At 61.5% G+C, this 19,611-nt stretch carries 22 protein-coding genes and 1 pseudogene; 13 read left to right on the forward strand and 10 right to left on the reverse strand.

Going from position 1 to position 19,611, the window contains the following annotated elements:
- On the forward strand, positions 1 to 282 hold a 282-nt coding region (locus tag E5W70_RS22420; RefSeq protein WP_366509726.1), incomplete at its 5' end, for a M20/M25/M40 family metallo-hydrolase.
- On the opposite strand, the gene E5W70_RS22425 is transcribed toward E5W70_RS22420, so the two are convergent.
- From E5W70_RS22425 to E5W70_RS22435, 3 genes are read right to left on the reverse strand one after another with little or no spacing between them, the layout of a single operon-like run.
- Positions 260 to 2,482 (reverse strand): xanthine dehydrogenase family protein molybdopterin-binding subunit, encoded by a 2,223-nt coding sequence (locus E5W70_RS22425; protein WP_292662526.1) that lies wholly within the window; start codon positions 2,480 to 2,482, stop codon positions 260 to 262. The two genes, E5W70_RS22420 and E5W70_RS22425, sit on opposite strands and share 23 nt — an antisense overlap.
- Positions 2,479 to 3,468, reverse strand: a complete 990-nt coding sequence (locus tag E5W70_RS22430) for a xanthine dehydrogenase family protein subunit M (protein WP_292662529.1) — start codon at positions 3,466 to 3,468, stop codon at positions 2,479 to 2,481. The genes E5W70_RS22425 and E5W70_RS22430 overlap by 4 nt, the downstream gene beginning before the upstream one ends.
- On the reverse strand, positions 3,465 to 3,950 hold the full coding sequence (locus tag E5W70_RS22435; protein WP_292662581.1) for a (2Fe-2S)-binding protein: 486 nt from the start codon (positions 3,948 to 3,950) through the stop codon (positions 3,465 to 3,467). Before E5W70_RS22435 ends, E5W70_RS22430 begins: the two co-directional genes overlap by 4 nt.
- A 349-nt stretch (positions 3,951 to 4,299) precedes the next feature.
- Here E5W70_RS22435 and ligD point away from each other — a divergent pair, with 349 nt between their 5' ends.
- The gene (ligD, locus tag E5W70_RS22440; protein WP_292662532.1) at positions 4,300 to 6,069 is read left to right on the forward strand and encodes a DNA ligase D; all 1,770 of its coding nucleotides are present in this window, start codon (positions 4,300 to 4,302) and stop codon (positions 6,067 to 6,069) included.
- 148 nt (positions 6,070 to 6,217) lie between these two features.
- On the opposite strand, the pseudogene E5W70_RS22445 reads toward ligD, so the two are convergent.
- A pseudogene (locus E5W70_RS22445) lies at positions 6,218 to 6,499 on the reverse strand (LysR substrate-binding domain-containing protein); the annotation flags it as partial.
- Positions 6,500 to 6,683: 184 nt separating this feature from the next.
- Between E5W70_RS22445 and E5W70_RS22450 the strand changes: the two are divergent.
- Entirely contained in the window at positions 6,684 to 7,109 is a 426-nt protein-coding gene (locus E5W70_RS22450) for a hypothetical protein (protein WP_292662535.1), read from the forward strand.
- 281 nt (positions 7,110 to 7,390) lie between these two features.
- Here E5W70_RS22450 and E5W70_RS33160 read toward each other — a convergent pair whose 3' ends face one another.
- Positions 7,391 to 7,573 carry a hypothetical protein gene (locus E5W70_RS33160; protein ID WP_366509727.1) on the reverse strand — a complete coding sequence of 61 codons (183 nt, stop codon included), beginning with the start codon at positions 7,571 to 7,573 and terminating at the stop codon, positions 7,391 to 7,393.
- A 570-nt stretch (positions 7,574 to 8,143) separates the two neighbouring features.
- Positions 8,144 to 9,034, reverse strand: a complete 891-nt coding sequence (locus tag E5W70_RS22460; protein ID WP_292662538.1) for a LysR family transcriptional regulator — start codon at positions 9,032 to 9,034, stop codon at positions 8,144 to 8,146.
- A 104-nt stretch (positions 9,035 to 9,138) separates the two neighbouring features.
- On the opposite strand from E5W70_RS22460, the gene E5W70_RS22465 reads away from it, so the two are divergent.
- Entirely contained in the window at positions 9,139 to 10,002 is an 864-nt protein-coding gene (locus tag E5W70_RS22465; RefSeq protein WP_292662541.1) for an NmrA/HSCARG family protein, read from the forward strand.
- A gap of 36 nt (positions 10,003 to 10,038) precedes the next feature.
- The gene (locus E5W70_RS22470; RefSeq protein ID WP_292662544.1) at positions 10,039 to 10,512 is read left to right on the forward strand and encodes an SRPBCC family protein; all 474 of its coding nucleotides are present in this window, start codon (positions 10,039 to 10,041) and stop codon (positions 10,510 to 10,512) included.
- 421 nt (positions 10,513 to 10,933) lie between these two features.
- Here E5W70_RS22470 and E5W70_RS22480 read toward each other — a convergent pair whose 3' ends face one another.
- Positions 10,934 to 12,028 (reverse strand): alkene reductase, encoded by a 1,095-nt coding sequence (locus E5W70_RS22480; protein WP_292662546.1) that lies wholly within the window; start codon positions 12,026 to 12,028, stop codon positions 10,934 to 10,936.
- 60 nt (positions 12,029 to 12,088) lie between these two features.
- Entirely contained in the window at positions 12,089 to 12,877 is a 789-nt protein-coding gene (locus E5W70_RS22485; protein ID WP_292662548.1) for an SDR family oxidoreductase, read from the reverse strand.
- A 110-nt stretch (positions 12,878 to 12,987) separates the two neighbouring features.
- Between E5W70_RS22485 and E5W70_RS22490 the strand changes: the two genes are divergently transcribed.
- The 5 genes from E5W70_RS22490 (at position 12,988) to E5W70_RS22510 (ending at position 15,680) form a co-directional block, all read left to right on the forward strand.
- On the forward strand, positions 12,988 to 13,551 hold the full coding sequence (locus tag E5W70_RS22490) for a TetR/AcrR family transcriptional regulator (protein WP_292662551.1): 564 nt from the start codon (positions 12,988 to 12,990) through the stop codon (positions 13,549 to 13,551).
- A 354-nt stretch (positions 13,552 to 13,905) separates the two neighbouring features.
- The gene (locus tag E5W70_RS22495; RefSeq protein WP_292662554.1) at positions 13,906 to 14,355 is read left to right on the forward strand and encodes a hypothetical protein; all 450 of its coding nucleotides are present in this window, start codon (positions 13,906 to 13,908) and stop codon (positions 14,353 to 14,355) included.
- Between the two features lie 171 nt (positions 14,356 to 14,526).
- The gene (locus tag E5W70_RS22500) at positions 14,527 to 14,703 is read left to right on the forward strand and encodes a hypothetical protein (RefSeq protein ID WP_292662557.1); all 177 of its coding nucleotides are present in this window, start codon (positions 14,527 to 14,529) and stop codon (positions 14,701 to 14,703) included.
- Between the two features lie 4 nt (positions 14,704 to 14,707).
- Positions 14,708 to 14,956, forward strand: a complete 249-nt coding sequence (locus E5W70_RS22505) for a DUF982 domain-containing protein (RefSeq protein ID WP_292662559.1) — start codon at positions 14,708 to 14,710, stop codon at positions 14,954 to 14,956.
- A gap of 178 nt (positions 14,957 to 15,134) precedes the next feature.
- Complete coding sequence (locus E5W70_RS22510; RefSeq protein ID WP_292662562.1) at positions 15,135 to 15,680, forward strand: hypothetical protein; 546 nt, start codon at positions 15,135 to 15,137, stop codon at positions 15,678 to 15,680.
- Positions 15,681 to 15,892: 212 nt separating this feature from the next.
- Here E5W70_RS22510 and E5W70_RS22515 read toward each other — a convergent pair whose 3' ends face one another.
- Both E5W70_RS22515 and E5W70_RS22520 read right to left on the reverse strand, forming a co-directional pair.
- Entirely contained in the window at positions 15,893 to 16,219 is a 327-nt protein-coding gene (locus tag E5W70_RS22515) for a hypothetical protein (RefSeq protein ID WP_292662565.1), read from the reverse strand.
- The gene (locus E5W70_RS22520; RefSeq protein WP_292662568.1) at positions 16,191 to 16,508 is read right to left on the reverse strand and encodes a hypothetical protein; all 318 of its coding nucleotides are present in this window, start codon (positions 16,506 to 16,508) and stop codon (positions 16,191 to 16,193) included. Before E5W70_RS22520 ends, E5W70_RS22515 begins: the two co-directional genes overlap by 29 nt.
- Before the next feature lie 714 nt (positions 16,509 to 17,222).
- On the opposite strand from E5W70_RS22520, the gene E5W70_RS22525 reads away from it, so the two are divergent.
- From E5W70_RS22525 to E5W70_RS22535, 3 genes are read left to right on the forward strand one after another with little or no spacing between them, the layout of a single operon-like run.
- Complete coding sequence (locus E5W70_RS22525) at positions 17,223 to 18,578, forward strand: selenium-binding family protein (RefSeq protein ID WP_292662571.1); 1,356 nt, start codon at positions 17,223 to 17,225, stop codon at positions 18,576 to 18,578.
- Complete coding sequence (locus tag E5W70_RS22530; protein WP_292662575.1) at positions 18,575 to 18,946, forward strand: 2Fe-2S iron-sulfur cluster-binding protein; 372 nt, start codon at positions 18,575 to 18,577, stop codon at positions 18,944 to 18,946. Before E5W70_RS22525 ends, E5W70_RS22530 begins: the two co-directional genes overlap by 4 nt.
- Positions 18,943 to 19,401, forward strand: coding sequence for a CoA-binding protein (locus E5W70_RS22535; RefSeq protein WP_292662578.1), 459 nt, complete (start codon positions 18,943 to 18,945; stop codon positions 19,399 to 19,401). The genes E5W70_RS22530 and E5W70_RS22535 overlap by 4 nt, the downstream gene beginning before the upstream one ends.
- The last annotated feature ends 210 nt before the right edge of the window (positions 19,402 to 19,611 follow it).

A 19,611-nucleotide genomic window follows, 5' to 3' on the forward strand; every position in this document is an offset into this window, starting at 1 on the left:
ACCCGCGCCTTCGAGGCTGCCGCCTCCGCCGTCGGCCGGGAGAATGTCTTGACCGAGTTCAGCCCCAGTCTCGGCTGCGAGGATTTCGCTTTCATGATCCGTGAGGCGAGCGGCTGCTATGCGTGGATCGGTGCCGGCGAGGTCGGCCCGGGCGAAGGCCTGCACGGCGACCGCTACGTCTTCAACGACGAGATCGTGCCGACGGTGATGCGCTATTACGTCGACCTCGTCGAGCAGACGCTTCCGCGGGTCGGCCCTTCTACAGCAGTTTTTCCGGCGTGATCGGCAACTCCCGGATCCGCTTGCCTGTGGCGTCGAAGACGGCGTTGGCCACCGCTGCGGCAACGCCGGTGGCGCCGAGCTCGCCGATGCCCTTGCCGCCGATCGGGCTGGCATGCTCGTCCACCTCGTCGACGAAGTGGATTATGATATCGCCGGGAATGTCGGCGTTGACCGGAATGGCGACCCCGGAAAGGTTCTTCGACAGGAACCGCCCAAGCACCGGTTCGTGCCTGCTCTGCTCGATCGCCGCCATGCCCCAGCCCCAGATGATACCGCCCGTCATCTGGCTGCGTGCGGTGCGGGGATTGACGATGCGGCCGGCGCTGTAGCTGCCGACGGCGCGACGAAGCCTGAGCAGGCCGAGCCCCGGATCGACACCGACCTCCATGAAGATCGCGCCGAAAGTGCGCATGGCGAGGCCTTTGCCATGCTGCGCCGGATCGAACGAGCCGGACCCGATGATCTCGCCGATGTCGGTATGACTCATCACGTCGGCGATCGTCTGACCGCCGGCAGCGCCTTTGCGGCGAATATGGCCGTCTTGCATCTCGACCTCGTCGGGCAGCAGATTGGCAAGACGGGCAAGCTGCGAACGTGCATCTTCGGCGGCTGCGAGCACCGCCGCGCCCACCCCCATGGTCGACGATGAGCCATAGGTCGGACCCGCCTCCGGCAACTGTGTATCGCCCATTTCCAACTCGACCTTCTCCATCGGCAGGCCCAGCACGTCGGCTGCGATCTGCGGGAAGATGGTGAGTGTTCCGGTTCCTATGTCCTGGGTGCCGGTGCGGATGAGCACCGTGCCGTCCCTGCGCAACCTGACCTCGGCCGCAGGCGTCGGGTTGCGGAAACAGCCCATGCTGCAGGTCGCCATGCCGTAGCCGATCAGCCAATCGCCGTCGCGTTGCGGCTTGCGCGGGCGCTCGCGCCAGCCGAACAGGCGGGCGCCTTCCTCGTAAGCCTCACGCAGCTTCTTCGATGACCAGGGCTGGCCGGTGGCCGGATCCGTGTCCGCATGGTTGATCAGACGCAGGTCGAGCGGATCGATGCCGAGGCGGTGGGCGAGCTCGTCCATCGCGCTTTCGAGGGCCCAGGTGCCGGGACCCTCGACCGGCGCGCGCAGCGGCGTCGGCATGGCGACGTTTGCGCGCTCGACGCGCTGGCTGAGACGCATGGCCGGCGTGGCGTAGAGACCCTTCGAAGCTTCGGTGGCGAACTCGACGAAATCGTCGGTCACGGTTGTCAGGTTGACCACGTCCTGTTGCACGGCGGTCAGCTTGCCCGACCTGTCCGCCGCCAGCACGATCTTCTGTGCCATGCGCGGCTGGTAGCCGAGGCAGGAATAGGCATTGGCGCGGCTGAGCGCCAGCCGGACCGGGCGCTGCATGATGCGCGCCGCGGCGGCGGCCAGCACCTGATGCGGCCAGATCCAACCCTTACCGCCGAAGCCGCCGCCGGTATGACGGGAAATCACGCGGACCTTCTCGGCCGGGATATTCAAACGGGCGGCAAGCACCTGGCGGACACCATAGACGTGCTGCGTGGCGTCGTGCAGCGTCAGCTCTCCGTCGTTCCACTCAGCGAGCGTCGCAGAGGGCTCCATGGCGTTGTGATGGCGCGACGGCTGCAGGTAGACGGCTTCGACCATGGCGGCTGCGTTGCTAAGCCCGCGGTCGACCTCGCCCTTCGTAAACGTCGGCTCCAGGAACAGAAAGCCGCTCTCCCTCGGCACGACCGCAGCCTTGTCGATGGCGGTCCACTCCGGCGGTGCTGGCAATTCCGGCTCGGCGAACTCGTAGCGCAATGCGACGCGGCGGGCGCCGGCTTCCGCCGCCTCCAGCGTCTCGCCCAGCACAATGGCAAGCGGCTGGCCCTCGTGGCGTATCTCGTTGCCCTGCATGGGCATGAAGCTCTGCGCCGCCGGCGGGCCTTCGGCCTGCTGCATCTGCGTATCGGGCTCCGCCCTCGGCGATGCGAACCGGCCGAATTTGGGCATGTCCTCATGCGTGAGCACACGCACGACGCCTTTCTCGGCGAGCGCATCGTCGACGGCGATCGACGTCACGCGGCCGGCGGGAACGGGCGCGGTCACCAGCACTGCATGGAGCAGATCGGGAGCAAAATAGTCGGCCGCATAGCGGGCGCGGCCGGTAACCTTGACGCCGCCGTCAGGGCGGGCAACAGGCTGGCTGATCATCATGACGGCATCCTCGCTGCTCTTTCGATCGCCCGCAAAGCGGCGGTCTTGGCCAGTTCGATCTTGTAGGCGTTCTGCGACAAGGGACGCGCTTCGGCGAAGGATTGCTCGATGGCGGTGCTCAACGCCTCGCGATCGCCGAGTTCGGTACCGGCGAGCTGCTCCTCGGCGGTGCTCAGGCGCCACGGCCGCAGCGCGACGGACCCCAGCGCCACGGCAGCCCGACGGATGGTTTGGCCGTCCATCTCCAGCACCGCGGCGGCCGAGACGATGGCATATTCGTAGGATTCGCGCTCGCGCACCTTGAGGTAGGCCGATCGCGGCGCCGCTGCCGGCAGCTCGATTGCCGTGATCAGTTCGCCTTGCTGCAACACATTGTCTGCCTCGGGCCGCGTGTCGGGAAGCAGGTGGAATTCGGCTGCCGGAATGCGCCGGCCGCCGCTGCGGTGCGCGGTGACGACGACCGCATCGAGTGCTGCCAGCGCCACCGCCGGGTCGGATGGCTGGGTCGCGACGCAATCCTTGGTCCAGCCGAATATTGCGTGATTGTCGTTGATGCCATGCAATGCCGAGCAACCGGAGCCGAGCTGACGCTTGTTGCATGGCAGCTGCTCTTCGGCACGGAAATAGGCACAGCGCGTCTTCTGCAGCAGATTGCCGCCTATCGTTGCGAGATTTCTCAGTTGCGGCGACGCCGCGTGGAGGATCGCCTGGCTCAACACCGGATAGTCGCGCATGACCAGCGCATGCTGCGCGACGTCGTTGAGATGAGTCACCGCGCCGATCGTCAAGCCGCCGCCGGGCAGTGCCTCGATCTGATCCAGCCCGTCGAGGCGGGAGATATCGATGATCCGCGTCGGCTCGGCAATTCCAAGGCGCAGCCAGTTGAGCAATTCGGTGCCGCCGGCGAGAAAGGCGCTATCCGGCGCGGCACCTGCCGCGATCGTGTCGCCCAGGCTGTCGGCGCGCGCATAGACGAATGGGGTCATTGGCTCACCCTCCCGGCCGCCGCGCGCACCGCCTCGACGATTTGCGGATAGGCCGAGCAGCGGCACAGATTGCCGCTCATCCATTCGCGGATCTCGGCATCGGAGCCGGTATGTCCCTCCTCGATCAGCGCCGCCGCCGACATCACCTGGCCGGGCGTGCAGAATCCGCACTGGAAACCATCATGATCGATGAACGCCTGCTGCACGGGATGAAGCGCATCGCCGTTTCCCAGACCTTCGATCGTCGTGACCTCGCGTCCCTCGCAGGACACGGCAAGTATCATGCACGCATTCACACGCCGCCCGTCGAGATGCACCGTGCAGGCGCCGCACTCGCCGAAATTGCATCCCTTTTTCGTTCCGGTCAGATGAAGCCGCTCGCGCAGCAGGTCGAGCAGCGTGACGCGGGGATCGAGATCGGAAAGGCTGTGGTCCTCTCCGTTCACCCGCAACCGCAGTAGGTGCCGATCGTGGAAGTTCATGTGGGGTACCTCGAAGCACATGCCGTACTCGCCGCAAGGACTCGTCCAGCAAGCAGCCGCCCACCTGTCGAGACGAAATAGGGCGGGCGATTTTAGGGAAAAGACGCTGTCGGTCACGGAAGGCTAAAAAACGCGCATTTGAGATTTGCGGCGGAAAGGCTCTTAGCTGGTCACGGGTGATCGCCTACCTCGTCACCAACACTGATGCCGCCTTGGGCGGCTTTTGGCGCTCGGCAAGAGATTGTTAATTTGGGGAGAATGCTGACTCCGCCTGAACCGGCACCTTTGTTTCGGAACCGATTCGGACCAGCGATATTGAATCAAATTGTAGTGTCTGGAGTGCGGGTGCATGCTTACCGAGCTTGGCGCTGGCCGGCTGTCGTTTGTCGCGTTCCAAATGCCCACGCTGGTCGAGAAGCCGCCCAAGGGCACCGGATGGATTCACGAGATCAAGTATGACGGCTACCGTACGGAGCTGATCATCCAGCAAGGTGCGGTGCAGGCGTTCACGCGCAACGGCTTCGACTGGACCGACAAATACAGCCCAATCGTCCGAGCTGCGGGTAGGTTAGAAGCGAAGCGGGCAATCATCGATGGCGAAGCGACAGTGTTCGGCGCCACCGGACGTCCGGATTTCCAGGCGCTACGCCGGGAGCTTGGAAAGGCCGAGTCGACCAAGCTGGTCTTCCACGCCTTCGACCTCCTCCAGCTCAACGGCAAAGACCTGCGTGACGCTCCACTCCTCGACCGCAAGCGGGCATTACAACGTCTGTTGAAAGACGCGCCCTCAGCGCTCGTCTATGTCGATCATCTGGAAGGTGACGGCCCGACTGTGTTCGCGCACGCGTGCGAAATGGGCCTTGAGGGAATTGTCTCGAAACGCGCGGATTCCCCTTACCGCTCCGGCCGGCAGGAGAGCTGGCTCAAACTCAAATGCGTCAAGAGCGACAATTTTCCGATCGTCGCCTTCGTTGAAAAACTGGGCGCCAGGCCGCGCAGGATTGCCTCGCTTTACCTCGGCCGCCGAAAAGGCAACCGAGTGCATTATGCCGGCAAGGCGCAGAGCGGCTACACTCTGCTCGATGCACGGGAAGTTCGCGAGCGGCTGGACCCGCTGATCATTGAGAAATCTCCACTCGCCGAACCGATAGACAAACCCAAGGCGACTTGGGTACAGCCGACCGTCGAGGCCGAAATCCAGTATAGCGGGATCACCGATGACGGGCTGCTTCGCGAAGCCGTGTTCAAAGGGCTGCGGGATGATCTGAGCTTACCAGCCTACACGCCATTGGTCCGCAAGACGTATCCGTCCAAAGAAAGTTCCGGCGTCCCACGCGAGAACATTCTGCAACTGCTGCCCGACGCCGTCGTGCCGTCGAAAGAGGAGCTGATCAGCTATTGGACGAAGGTGGCGAAAAAGGCGCTTGTCCACCTCGGCCGGCGCCCGCTCAAGCTTGTTCGCCACTCACACGGCACCACTTTTTATCACAAGGGCAAACTGCCCGACATTCCAGATTCCGTGCACCAGCTGCGTGTGCAGAAACGCGAGGGCGGAGAAGGCGTGAGGCTGTGGGTCGATGATCTCGAGGGCCTACTTGGGCTGGTCGAAATGGGCGCAGTGGAACTGCACCCTTGGAACGCAACTGTTGACGACATCGAGCATGCTGACCGTGTTGTCATCGATCTTGATCCTGGCCAAGGGGTCGCATGGGAGATGGTCCTCGAGACCGCACTAACGTTTCGCGACATGCTGCGTTCGGAAGGACTCGATAGCTGGCCCAAGGTGACCGGCGGCAAAGGCGTGCATGTGATGGCGCCACTGCAGGCTGTGATCACCCACGAGGCCGCTCGGCAGTATGCTCGCAAGCTGGCGCAACAGTTGGTCAGCAAACATCCCGATCGCTACCTTTTGTCGGCTGCGCCAGCCGCCCGCTCAAAGCGCATTTTTCTGGATTATCTCCGCAATGGGCGCGGCAACACGGCGGTAGGGGTCTATTCGCCACGGGCCCGCCCCGGCTTTCCGATAGCGGCTCCGGTTAGCTGGAATCAGGTTGAAAAGGGAATACTGCCCGATGCGTTCACACTGCAAAACCCATTTCAACCGAAGCCCAACGCCTGACGAGCTGATCGACCCAGCCGGTCATACCGGCGCGCGCGTTCGTGGCCGCCTGCCTATCCTGCTCGCCACCATTGCTGCATTCAAGTTAGCGAAACACGCGATCAACGGTAATCCACCTCTGTCTCCCTCTTTTTCTTGATCCTGACAGGGCGATGTCGGGCCGATCGAGATCCCCCCGATGTACCAGCGTTCCGTCCGCCAGATCATGGCTCACCAGCGACACCGGCAGGCGCGCCGCGCCGACCCCCGCTCGCACCGCATCCCGGACCATGATGAGTGACGACAGCGCAAGGACCGGCTCGATCGCGATTGTTGACCGGCCAGTGGGCGTCTTCACGTCCCAAGCCCTTCGATCGGCTGTCGAACGCATGACGGCCGGAGCCCGCAGTCCCATCGACCGGCCGGGGGGTGGAATCGACACGACCACGAGGCACATTGGAATGATTGCGCCTTGGCTCGCGTTCATCGTTTCCGCTCGTGTCGCGCTTGCGCTGGCGTGGTGGCCATACTGAGCATGGGCCTGCTCAATTGTGTTTTGACTATTTGGCTGCACGGGCGCGTAAAATATCAGGTTCGCCCAGTTGTGGGCGGATTAACTCAGGGAGGATAATGTTATGAAGATGAATCGACGTAATGCTCTCGCCCTTGGTGCCACCTCGTTGTCGACCCCGCTATTGGTTGCATTGCCGACTCCGGTAGCGGCCAAGACCTACGGTCCGACTGATGGCAAAGAGATTTTTCCCGGCGTTCGGCTCGTCGAACTGGGAACACGAGACTCCCATATCAAGGGGTACAAGAAAATCGCGATGGAAGACGTCGTGTATCAGCCAAAGGGATCTAGCCCGCTGGGGGATGTCATGGCCGACGACATGGTCTGCACGGTCACTGAAGGCGAGCTGCAGGTCACGGCCGGGGATATGAAGTTCACAGCCAAGGAAGGCGATGTATGGAGCTGCGGCAAGGGTAGCACGAAGGAGGCTGCTACGAACAACGGGACTGTGGTCGCCGTGATGCGGGTGATTAACCTCAAGACTGAATAAAGCCAAGTTGGCGATCGTGGGCGCAATCCGAGCCCGGGTGGAATCTTGCGGGTTAGCGATCTAACCGGCCAGCGCCATTCCAGCGCCAACGCCAATGGCAAGGCCCCATCAGAAGCTTCCCGGCCAGATCGATGGCCAAGACGCGGACGGCTGCCCAAACGTCTGCACCGGGGCCCCTGATCGCGCTGGCAAGATCGTCAAACGTCGTTTCCATTCCTGGAGTCTAGATCGACACCGGGAATCTCTGAATTCCCCTGTTTGCTGTCCGCTAATTCACCATGTCAACGCAGCGGCTTCTCGCGCTTCGGCGGCCTGTACTTCTCGACCAGCCTGACCTTATCAATATCGACCGTCACCAGCGGTCCCATGTCGATGGTCACCTTGCCGCCTTCCTCGTCTATGCGCGTGATCTCGCCGGCAAGCTCTATCTGCTGGCCTCGCTTGACCTTGGACTTGCTGTCCACGCTCGAATGGGGAAGTTGTAGGAGGGGATTGAGACGCTGATACGGTCGTCGGCGACCCGCCTACGTACCGTGGCCGTGATCGCAACCACGTCACCGATGCCAATGCCCCGCGCCATACACTTGAGTCTGGAGCGGACGGTGCCTTAGTCAAGATGTTGCTAATATACACGCGGCCTGCAAGCTTCGCCCTTGGCGAGGCGACCCAGCGGCTTGGTTGCGGGGGAGACTGGCAGCTAGAGGCCGCTGGGCCTTGACGGCCAGCGAGCTTAAGAGGAGGCCCTGTGCTGGCTGACCAAAACCTTGCGCTTATGGCAACGGGAAAGCATCATTCGAACGAACACTTTTCGTCCACGAGGAGGGAAGGGAATGCGGTCGGTGGCGCTCTCAATACCCATACATAGCCGGCCGTCAGCAGTGGTGACGATGGCACAGTTCGCGGAGCCGGTTGCCGTTAAAAAATGTCGCGTTCGCGGAAGATATTTCGAATAACGCACCCACCAAGAAAGCACGGCAACTGCTTTCCTTGTGCCTCGCATAAGGCCTCAGCTGGGTTAACCAGCTTCCTGGGCATCATTTGCCGATATAGGCGGCCAGCTCGTCAGGCGTTCCCATGGGAAAGGCCTGTTTCAGATGGTCGAGGAATGCGGAGACGCGGGCGCTCAGCAGCCGCCGAGAGGGATACAGCGTCCACAGGGCGATGTCGGGCCGATCGAGATCCCCCCAATGTACCAGCGTTCCGTCCGCCAGATCATGGCTCACCAGCGACACCGGCAGGCGCGCCGCGCCGACGCCCGCTCGCACCGCATCCCGGACCATGATGAGTGACGACAGCACAAGGACCGGCTCGATCGCGATTGTTGACCGGCCAGTGGGCGTCTTCACGTCCCAAGCCTTTCGATCGGCTGTCGAACGCATGACGGTCGGAGTCGCCAGACCCTCCGCCGGCCGGGCGAGGTGAGGACTTGCCACGACCACCAGTCGGTCACGCAGAAAGGCTCGCCCGACGAGGCTCTCATCCGGATCCGGATTGACCCGGATCACCAGATCAAATCCCTCTTCGATCATGTCGACGGCGCGGTCTTCGGTCGTGACCTCGAGCCTTACCTCCGGGTATTTCAGGGCGAAGCCGGCAGCGATCTTCCCCATCGCGGTCTGTGAGAACAGCACTGGGGCGCTGATCCGCAACCTGCCTCGCGGCCTTTCGCCGCCTGAGGCGATCGCCGCCGCGGTCTCTTCGAGCTCGGACAGCAGCCGGCCCGCGCGCTCGAAAAGCGCACGTCCTTCCTCCGTCAGCTTCAACGCGCGCGCGCCGCGCTCAAACAGCCGTAAGTCGAGACTCGCCTCCAGCTCCGCCACGCGTCGCGATAAGGTGGCCTTCGGGCGCCCGGCAGCGCGCGCGGCCTTACCGAAGCCCCCATGGCGGGCAACCAGATTGAAATCAGCAAGGGCAAGTAGATCCATGTGTTCCACCAATGAGACGGCGTGTCCAGATATAACGCCTACCGGCACAAATGTGGATCACTAATTTTCTGGGATGCCATCCGGCTCAACTCAGGAGTAACCCCATGACCATTCTCGTTACCGGCGCGACCGGCAATGTCGGCCGCAACGTAGTCGAACAACTCGTGAAGCGTGGCGCCAATGTGCGCGCTTTGGTTCGCAATCCCTCGAAGGCCAATTTCCCCGCTCGCGTAGATGTCGTGCAGGGCGACCTGCTCGACGTCGATTCCCTGCGCAAGGCCTTCTCGGGCGTCTCCACCCTTTTCCTGCTGAACGCGGTGGTGGCCGACGAATTTACCCAAGCGCTGGTAGCGCTGGCCGCTGCCCGCGAGGCCGGCATCGAGCGGATCGTCTACCTGTCGGTGATCCACAGCGACCTCTACGTCAACGTGCCGCATTTTGCGGGCAAGTTCGGCGTCGAGCGGATGATCGAGCAGATGGGGCTCAACGCCACCATCCTGCGGCCCGCCTACTTCATGAACAACGACATCACGATCAAGGACGTGGTGACCGGCTACGGCATCTATCCGATGCCGATCGGAGCCAAGGGCGTCGCCATGATCGACGCGCGGGACATCGGCGAGATCGCCGCGATCGAACTCATCCGCCGCGAGCAGGCCGCTGCGCCGCTGCCGTTCGACCGCATCAACCTGGTCGGCCCCGACACGCTGACCGGCGCGGATGTCGCGGCCATCTGGACGGACGTCCTCGGACGCCAGATCGCGTATCCGGGCGACGACACCGCCGGCTTCGAGCAGAACCTGCGGCAGTTCATGCCGAGCTGGATGGCGCTCGACATGCGCCTGATGGCGGAGCGCTTCCTCACCGACGGCATGGTCCCCGATGCCGGCGATGTCGATCGGCTGACCGCGCTGCTGGGCCGGCCGTTGCGCTCCTATCGCGACTATGCGGCCGCAATTGCCGGCTGAGTCCCCATCACCGACCTTCTGTCCAGGAGACACATCATGATCTACTCGACCGCTACCGTTCCGGTGAATCCCGGAGGCGAGACCAGGCTGACCCGTGCGCAGATATGGCAGGGCCTCGAACTCAAGGCGCGCGACGCCCGACTGTTCCTGCCCGCAGGCCTCTGCACCCGTTGCGACGTCGTGGAGGAGAGCGCGACCCACTTTGTGCGCGAAGCTACGATCGCCGGTGCTGATCTGCGCGAGATCGTCACGCTCGAGCCGGAAAGCAAGGTCACCTTCTTCCAGGCGACCGGTCCGCGCGAAGGGGCGATCATCAACGAGCTGTTCGAGGACGAAGCGGGCGAACTTCAGCTCAAGTTCTACTGCTACCTCGGCCTGCGCGGCAAGGAGCCGAACGGACCGGAGGAGCAGGCCGAGCAGGCGCAGTTCGACAGCGCCATGGGCTACAAGGCCGCTCTTCTGTCCACGCTGAAGCGCAGCCGCGAGTTGCTCGCGGACGGCCAGCTCTGACCATCACCATGAACATCAACCTGGGGGCTGCCTCTTGGGAGGCGGCCCGCCTTCTGACGTAGCCACTATGCAAAATTCCGAAACCGACAACATCGCACAATTCCCTCGGCGGACACGGCAAGTATCATGCCGTCGAGATGAACGGTGCAGGCGCCGCACGTGCCGAAATTGCAGCCCTTTTTCGTTCTGATCAGATCAAGCCGCTCGCGTCACAGGTCGAGCAGCGTGACGCGGGGATCAAGATCGGAAAGCCTGTGGTCCTCTCCGTTCACCCGCAACCTCAATAGGTGCCGATCATGGAAGTTCATCGGGGGTACTTCGAAGCAGATGCCGTACTTGCCAACCACCTCCAGTTGGAGAGCCACTATCGCACACAGCGCATAAGTGGTCGGGGCCGCACCAAAGTGCGGCGCCGAAGGGATCAGTGGCCGCTTGCGGCTGCGATGGCGGGATAATCCGTATAGCCCGCGGCGCCCCCGCCATAGATCGTAGCCGGGTCGACGGCCGCCAGCGGTGCGCGGGTCTCAAGCCTCTCCACAAGGTCGGGATTGGCGATGAAGGGGCGGCCGAAGGCGAACAGGTCGGCCTTGTCCTCGGCCAGCCGCGACATCGCAAGGTCGAGATCATAGCCGTTGTTGGCGATATAGGTGTTGTTGAAGCGCCGGCGGAGCGATCCGAAGTCGAACGGTACGACATCGCGCGGCCCGGCCGTGGCGCCCTCGACGACATGAATGTAGACGATGCCCAAGGCATCGATTTGATCGACGATATAGTCGAACTGTGCCTGAGCATCACTGCTCGAAACGCCATTGGCGGGCGATACGGGCGAGATCCGGATTCCGGTGCGCGCGGCGCCGATCTCCTCGATCACCGCAGTCGCAACCTCCAGCATCAGACGGGCGCGGTTCTCGACCGAGCCGCCATAGGCATCGGTGCGGACATTGGCGCTGTCTTTGGCGAACTGGTCCAGCAGATAGCCGTTGGCACCGTGAATCTCCACGCCATCGAAACCGGCCTCAATGGCGTTGGCTGCCGCTTGCCGGAAGTCGTTCACGATCCCAGAAACCTCTTCGAACTCCAGCGCGCGGGGCTCCGAGACGTCGACGAAGCCATTGTTGACGAACGTCTTGGTCTGGGCCCGGATCGCCGACGGCGCAACCGGCGCCGCCCCGTTCTCCTGTAGGTCGACGTGCGAGACGCGGCCGACATGCCAGAGCTGCAGGAAAATCCGCCCGCCCTTGGCGTGCACGGCGGTCGTGACCTTGCGCCAGCCGTCGATCTGAGCCTGGGAGTAGATGCCTGGCGTGTCCTGGTAACCTTGTCCCTGCTGCGAGATCTGCGTGGCCTCGGAAATCAACAAGCCGGCCGACGCGCGCTGGCCGTAATACTCCGCGGCGAGATCGCCTGGAACGAAGCCCGGGCCAGCGCGATTGCGCGTCAGGGGCGCCATCACAATACGATTGGAGAGGGTTAGCGAGCCGAGAGTATAGGGCTCAAACAGCGTTTTGCTCGTCATAGGTCACCTTTGTTTGTCCCCGCTGCGGCGGGGTCGTTATCGAAATGGCTTCGTTGGTGCTCAGGCGACCTTGCGGTACCGCTCGGCGGGATGTTCGTTCCGATAGTTTGGAAGCATGGCCTGGCGCGCGGCCTGAAGCGCGTCCCACTGCCCGGCATCGGGAAGCGGCGGGATGGTCACCGGTTCGCGGCGGTCGAATCCGACCAGCGCCGCATCAACCAGATCGTCCACCTCCATCACGTTGGAAAGCGTGTTGACGTCGGCGCCGACGTGTTCCCAGATCTCCGTTCGCGTCGTGGCGGGAAGCACGGCCTGGACGTAGACACCCTTCGGTTCGAGTTCGAGGCTGAGCCCCTGCGATAGAAACAGCACAAAGGCTTTGGTTGCACCATAGACCGTCATGCCGAACTCCGGCGCCAGGCCGACCACGGAGCCGATGTTGACGATCACGCCTTCGCCCGCCGCCGCAAGGCGCGGGGCGATGGCACTGGCAAGCCGCAGAAGTGCGGTCGTGTTCAGCGCTACGAGCCGTGTAACGTCATCCGTGCTCTGCTCGATGAAGCTTCCGCCGATGGCCGTTCCGGCATTGTTGACGAGTATCCCGATGCGGGCGTCGTCGCGCAGCCTCGTCTCCACCGTTGCAAGATCGGTGGGCTGCGTGAGATCAGCCTGGACGATGTCGATCGCCACGCCGGTCTCCTGACGCAGGCGCGCCGACAGCGCCTCCATTCGTGCCGTGTCGCGGGCAACCAGCACGAGGTCGTGGCCGCGGCGCGCAAAGCGATCGGCATAGGAAGCTCCGATGCCGGTGGAGGCGCCGGTGATGAGGACTGATGGAATGGCGGTCATGGGATTGCTCTTTTCTCTGCAGGGACTTATATTCATGACGGTCATCATGATTGCCGATAAATATGATGATCATCATGTAAATGTCAACGGAGCCGGCGGAGAATTTTGAAATGAAGGTCAGTCGAGAGCAGATGGCGGAGAACCGTCGCCGGATTCTGGAGGTTGCCAGCCGGCTGTTTCGCGACAAGGGGTTCGATGCGGTCAGCGTGGCGGAGGTGATGAAGGCCGCCGGGCTGACCCATGGCGGTTTCTATGGTCACTTCAACTCGAAAGACGACCTGATTGCGCAGACCCTTGCCCATGTCCTCGCCGCGGACACAGGCGGAGGGCGCGGTCTTCGCGCTTATGTGGATGACTATCTTTCACCCCGGCATCGCGACAACTGCGCCGGTGGTTGCCCGACGGCGGGCCTTGCCGCGGCCATCCGCCATCAAACCCCGGCAGCGCGCTCGGCCATGACCGAAGGTCTTCGATCGCAGATCGACCGTATTGGCAAGGCGTTGCCGGAGCTGGATGCGGCAGACAGGCGCCGCGCGGCGATCGGAAGCTTTGCGGCGATGGTGGGGGCAGTGATCCTCGCCCGGGCGATTGACGACCCAGCGTTTTCCGATGAGGTGCTGGAACAGACACGTTCCTGGGTTGATGCCGGGATCAACCAAGTGTCAGCTAGTTAGCCCCGGCCGACCTGTTGTGCTGATTCATGAGACGGGACTTGTTCCCGACGATGTCGCTCGTTCCCCGGCCAGCATTGCAGTCTGGGCGCGCCGCGGCTGGTTCTGCCTCTAACCCGAGACCGCTCTTGCCCTGCTCGTCGGTCGAAACGCGGGTGTAGATGACGTACTGCTTCACGGCTTTGGCGTTGTGCCTGACAAGGTGGTAGCCGAAGCCTTGTCTGACGTAACCGCTGAATAGCGGCGAACCCAAAGGCTCCCCAACGCAACGTACCCCGACTGCGCGCGTTCTAGTGAATGGGAGGGCGCCATAGCCGATCTGACGGGGGTGGCCTGAGACAAATCGGAGCAACAGGGATGGCAAAGTTTAAAGAAGCCCTTGAGCGCGGAAAGGAAGCTCGCCGTCAGCAGGAGGAGCCCGTCGGTGGCGCGGAGATGGGGAAGCGAGATGCCCCCATGGCGGACTTCAGCGAGCAAGCAAAGGCTTGGTTAAACGACGTCGTGATTGCATCGCTGGAGGCGGCCAAGGCTGACGTGGCAGGCGAGGTGGCTGTCGACATAGACACCGCGCCACGCCGGCAGGTCAAAGCTTTAACCCCGTCGATTCGTTTCCAGATCTACAGGACGCGAGGATTGGCGAAGGCGCCTAGAAGAACCTTTACGGTCAACGTTAAGGTGAGCGGGGCGGTATCTGTATCTTCGCCGGGGATGGTGACCAAAGATGTGGGAAACATAGGGGATAGGTCCGACCTACGGGTCCGCACCTTAATAGCCGAACTGATCGAGGACGCTGCCAAGGGTACATAGCAAGGCTGTGGCCACCGGCGCCGTAAGGGAAACGGAGGGGTACGGGGGTCTTCGCGCGAGCCAGTTATCCGATCACCGGCTCGGATTTTTGTACCAAACATTCCCGGCCCCTTCTAAGGAACAAATCCGCTCGCGGTGGAGTTCGGTCCTATTAAGCATGTAGGCCCGAACGTGGTCGAAATTGACGCAGCCAAACGGAAGGATGTTGCCGAAGTTGTGCGGCGGTGGATCACTTCAGAGGTAATCCGCAATTACCTTCGCAACCTGCTAAATCTGCCTGTAGAACGGGAGCTGCCGGCTGAGCAAAAGCATTTGCTGCAGGAACTTGATCGGGCCGACAAAGAGTGACTGCATGGCGCTCCATTGGTTCTCCCCGCCGGTCCCCGTCAGGACCGAGGGTGGCGGTTCGACGCGGAAGGTCAGCAACGCTGAAGCAGCCGCTGAGGAACTCCTGAAGTGGACCAACCATGGCCTTCAGTGGAACCTCGCGATGCACGTATGCGTCGCTGTGATTGCCGACGAGATGGAGCCTGAGGAGTGCCGCAAGGCATTCTTGGCGGCTGCCAAGGAAGAGGGGTTGGTGCTACGCTCGTCTGATTAGGGCTGAATGTGCCAGTTACCACAGCCCAGTTCCCAAACATTCCTGATCCCTAATGCAAGCATTCCCTGATCTCCGAGTTGCGCGACAGGCGGGGAAGCTCGGCCGACATGACAAAGCGCGACAAAGCCGGACACAAGTCCCTTGCAGAAGCCGTTCGGCACCAAGGAAGGGGAATGCGATGCGTGCATATTGGTTGATGTGCATTGCCGCGCTTGCTCTCAATGCCGCGCCGGCGGCAGGGGAACCTTCGGTCGAGCGAGGACTCTACATCTCCATCATCGGCGGCTGCCACGATTGCCACACCGAAGGATATAGCGAAAGTGGCGGCAAGATCGATCCGGCCAAGGCTCTCAAGGGAAATGCACTCGGCTTTCAGGGACCGTGGGGAACCAGCTATGCGGCAAACCTACGGCTGACGGCCGTCGACCTCACAGCCGACGGCTTCGTTTCATATCTTCGAGGCCTTGGGACATATCCACCGATGCCACGGTATAATGTACGGGCTATGAGCGATGAGGACAAGAAGTCGCTCTATCTCTATATCCGCACGCTCGGTGACGCAGGCGAGCGAGCGCCGGCTTTCGTGCCGCCTGGCGACAAGGTCCATACGCCTTATATCGTCCTCGCCCCGCCCTTGTCGCCGCCCGCCTGCACACGCGATTTCGATTGCGGCGTAGGAGAAGTCTGCGATCCCGGCGGCTCCGGGCAGTGCATGAAGAGATAACGCTCAGACCAGCTGGCCGCCATCGCGCACTGGCGTTCGCTGGCGACCAGCTCTACTTCGCCATCCGGGTCCGGGGAGCAGAGCGTCAACTTCCGACATGAACTTACCGATCTAGCATTGCAGGAAACTGACTGCCACCGGCCGGCCTTTCTCAAGACCCAACGACCTGGGGTCACCTAAGTGCGGAATCGCGTGGTCAAGGTGTACGTCCATCACCCGCAGGCCCGACACCTCAGCGAGGTGGCAGCCGGTGCCATTCCCAGCTTGAAGACCCGCTCAAGCTCCATTTGCTTCGTTTCGTCGTCCCCGACGCGCTCCTTCAGATACAGCCTTTTGGCGTCCTCTAAGGTCGGGGCAGGGAGACCTTGTCGGGCGCCGTATATAAGCGCCCGAAGGGTTGCGGCGTCCTCGAAGCTAATCCCTGTCGGGTTTCCTTGATCGTCCAGGGGATACTTCTCGGCGATCTGCTCAGCGATTATTTCGCGTCTGAGAGCTTCGCTGTCGTGTTCGTCATCGGAACCAGACCATTCCGGGTCCAATTGCAATCTGCGAACATACTGCTGCCCCGATTTTGAACTGTTCCAACGCGGTCAATGGTTGGGGGGAGTTGAGGGACGGCGCTTTCTTGCTGGCAATGGCCGATAGCAGGAGTCTCTCGGCCTCGGCATGAACCTTCGGATAATTTTTAAGGGCTTGCTGTTCGGTCGCTCCAAGCGGGACGAGATGTTCCCGTTTGCCCAAAATTGCCCGAAGTTCCTCAGGGATTTTTCGCCTGTAGCGCCAGCCAGCCTTGCCACGTTTCTGTATGTGCTTCACGTCAATCTTCATGCTCAGGGTACGCCGCAGTGTCTCGCGCGGTGTATCTCTGGGGAAGTGGAAACCCTTGCAATCCTTGGGTTTCAAGACTTTTCTGGCGATTGTGGCTCCCCGGGACCGACGAAGCAGCGAAATACGAGTTCGCCATCGCGCTCCGCCGAGACGCGCCACAGCCGCATCAAATGCGAAAACGTGATCGTGACCGCGCAAAAGCACTAGGCTTTGCAGGTGGGCGGCCGCCATCGCTTCGGGATCGCGCCGTTGCTCTGGCGCAAGAGCGCGGGGAGGTGCGAACCCGCGATCTCATCAACATCGGCATCCCACGGTGCTATCTCCCCCGGATGTGCGAGGAATGGCTGCTCGTGAAGGTCCGCTATGGGCGGTATCGAGCCGCTACGTTGAAGGTGGCCTGACCTTCAGGCCGCGCCGAGTTCGCCCTAGGATCGCGCCGCTTCGATGACCTCGCCAATCCGGCCTTCGCAGATGGCGTCGATTGGGCGCGGTTTACGGCCGCTCTCGTGCCGTCCATCGCCCCACCAATGTTCCGCCGGAATAAGCAGCTCGCGTTGGACGGTCCCGCGGACGCTCTGTCGCCCAGTTGTACGTCACAGTGCGCGCGCTTGACCAGCCACCCCGGCCATAGCGCTAATGCCAAGCATGCACTAACATTCCAGCTTGACCCCAGTTGGGGCTGGCCAGTGATCTGTTCAAATTGGGGAGGTACCCATGACCAATCATTGCTGTGGACCGGGCTATGCTTCTCCAGCAGAGGCGATGAGGGCACCTCGCGAAAAGCTGCTCTATACGATTGCCATCTACACTGGCACGGGCATTCAGAAGCCGGACTATTTGTGTACCATTGATGTCGACCCGGAGAGTTCGACCTACAGCCAAGTGATTTCACGTTTGCAAATGCCGGGTATTGGCGATGAGCTTCATCACATGGGCTGGAATGCCTGTTCGTCCTGCCATGGCGATGCGAGCATGGAGCGCAAGTATCTGATTGTGCCGGGTGTGCGCTCGACCAATCTGCATATTGTCGATTGCGCAACCGATCCCCGCAATCCGACATTGTTCAAGGTCATAGACGGCGCTGAAATCAAAACCAGGACCAACTTGTCGGCGCCGCACACAGTGCATTGCCTCGGCTCGGACATCATCATTTCCATGCTTGGCGACGCTCAAGGCAACGCCCCAGGCGGCTATTTGCAACTCAACAAGGAGTTCGAGATTGTCGGCCGTTGGGAAAACTCCATGGGCAGCATCAAGTTTGGTTATGATTTCTGGTACCAGCCGCGACATAACGTAATGGTCAGCTCGGAGTGGGCCGCGCCCAATACCTTCATGCCTGGTTTTGACCTGGAGGAGGTTGGCCATCTGAAATATGGCCGAGAGATCCATTTCTGGGATTTTGAGAAGAAGGAGCCAAAGCAAACATTCTATCTCGGTGAGGATGGCTTGCTCCCACTCGAAGTGCGATTCCATCACAATCCCGACAGCAGTCACGGCTTTGTCGGCGCGGCCCTTTCTGCAAACATCATCCATTGGTGGAAGGATGCGGCGGGTGACTGGCAATGGGAAAAAATTGTCGATGTTGGCAATGAGCCGCATCCCGAATGGCCGATCCCGATACCGGGCGTGATCTCGGTCATTCTGCTCAGTATGGACGATACACACCTCTATCTATGCAACTGGTTGCATGGCGACATCCGCCAATATGACATCTCGGACCCGCACAACGCCACGCTCACCGGACAGGTGTGGATGGGCGGACTTCTCGGCCGTGCGCCTGAGGTCAATGGCGTGAAAGTGACTGGCGGGCCTCAGATGATACAGCTCAGCCTCGACGGCAAGCGCCTTTATGTGACGACCTCGCTCTTCTCGACCTGGGACAATCAGTTCTATCCGGAAATCCGCACCAATGGCGGATGCATGCTGATGGTCAATTGCGATACGGAAAACGGCGGCATGGAAATTGATCCGCGATTTGTCGTCGATTTTGGCAAGGAACCAAATGGACCAAGCCGCTGCCACGAAACCCGTTATCCCGGCGGTGATTGCACGAGTGACATCTGGGTATGACCAGCTTCACCATCACCCTCGCCAACCAAGGCGGTGCGGCTTTTGACGTCGATCACCGCAAGCCCCTCTTGCAAAGCTTGCGCGAGCAGGGTGTGGACCTGCCCTACGGGTGCAAGTATGGCGGCTGCATAACCTGCGCGGCCAAGATAATCAGCGGCAAAGTCAGTCAAAAGGCCCAGCGGGCGCTGAACAACCGCCAGATCAACAATGGCTATATAATCCTCTGCGTTGCCCGCCCTATGAGCGACTGCACGCTGGAGGTCGGCGTTGAATGCCACGACAAGCTCTATCGCAACCCCTTCCTAGATCCCTTGGCCGCACATGAATTGAAAGCCGATATTGCGACCCCGTTGGAAGCAAAGAAATGACCCATAGGAATCATGATGAGCCCTATTCGGAGGCTTATCTGCAAGACATTCTAAAGTCGGTCAAAACCATCGCGATGGTGGGGGCCAGCCCCGACAAGACCAAGTTTTCCTATGGTGTTCTCAGGGTTCTGCACGAAACCGGCTATGACATGATCCCGGTCAATCCCACTCCCGGTCTGGATGAAATTCGAGGGCTCAAGGTGTACGCGTCACTGGCGGCCATCGACCGGCCTGTGGATATGGTTGAGGTTTTTCGCCGCTCCGAAGACCTGTTGGAAGTTGCACAGGAAGCCATCGCAATTGGTGCCAAGGTTCTGTGGAGTCAGATTGGGGTGCGCGATGACACCGCCGCCCTGTTGGCGGAGGAAGCGGGCTTGAAAGTTGTGATGAACCGCTGTCCCAAGATTGAGTTGTTCCGCCCCTTCTGGAAGCCGAAGTTGCACTTGGGAATATGATTGCAGGGTCACGGAATTCGGCGTTGTCGCGGTAGCTGACCTCCTTGGCCTTAGACGTTGATTGATTTTTGCCTGAGGTAAGATGCCAGATGGCCGCTGAGATCACGCGCGTCGTCGCCGGCGCCGTCGATCAGCGCAGACTTGCGGCGGCGCAGAAACTGCATCCCCATCAGGTACATGCCCGGATGTTCGGCAACGCCGCCGCAAGTC

Source organism: Mesorhizobium sp. (genome assembly GCF_005063415.1).
Taxonomy (GTDB): domain Bacteria; phylum Pseudomonadota; class Alphaproteobacteria; order Rhizobiales; family Rhizobiaceae; genus Mesorhizobium.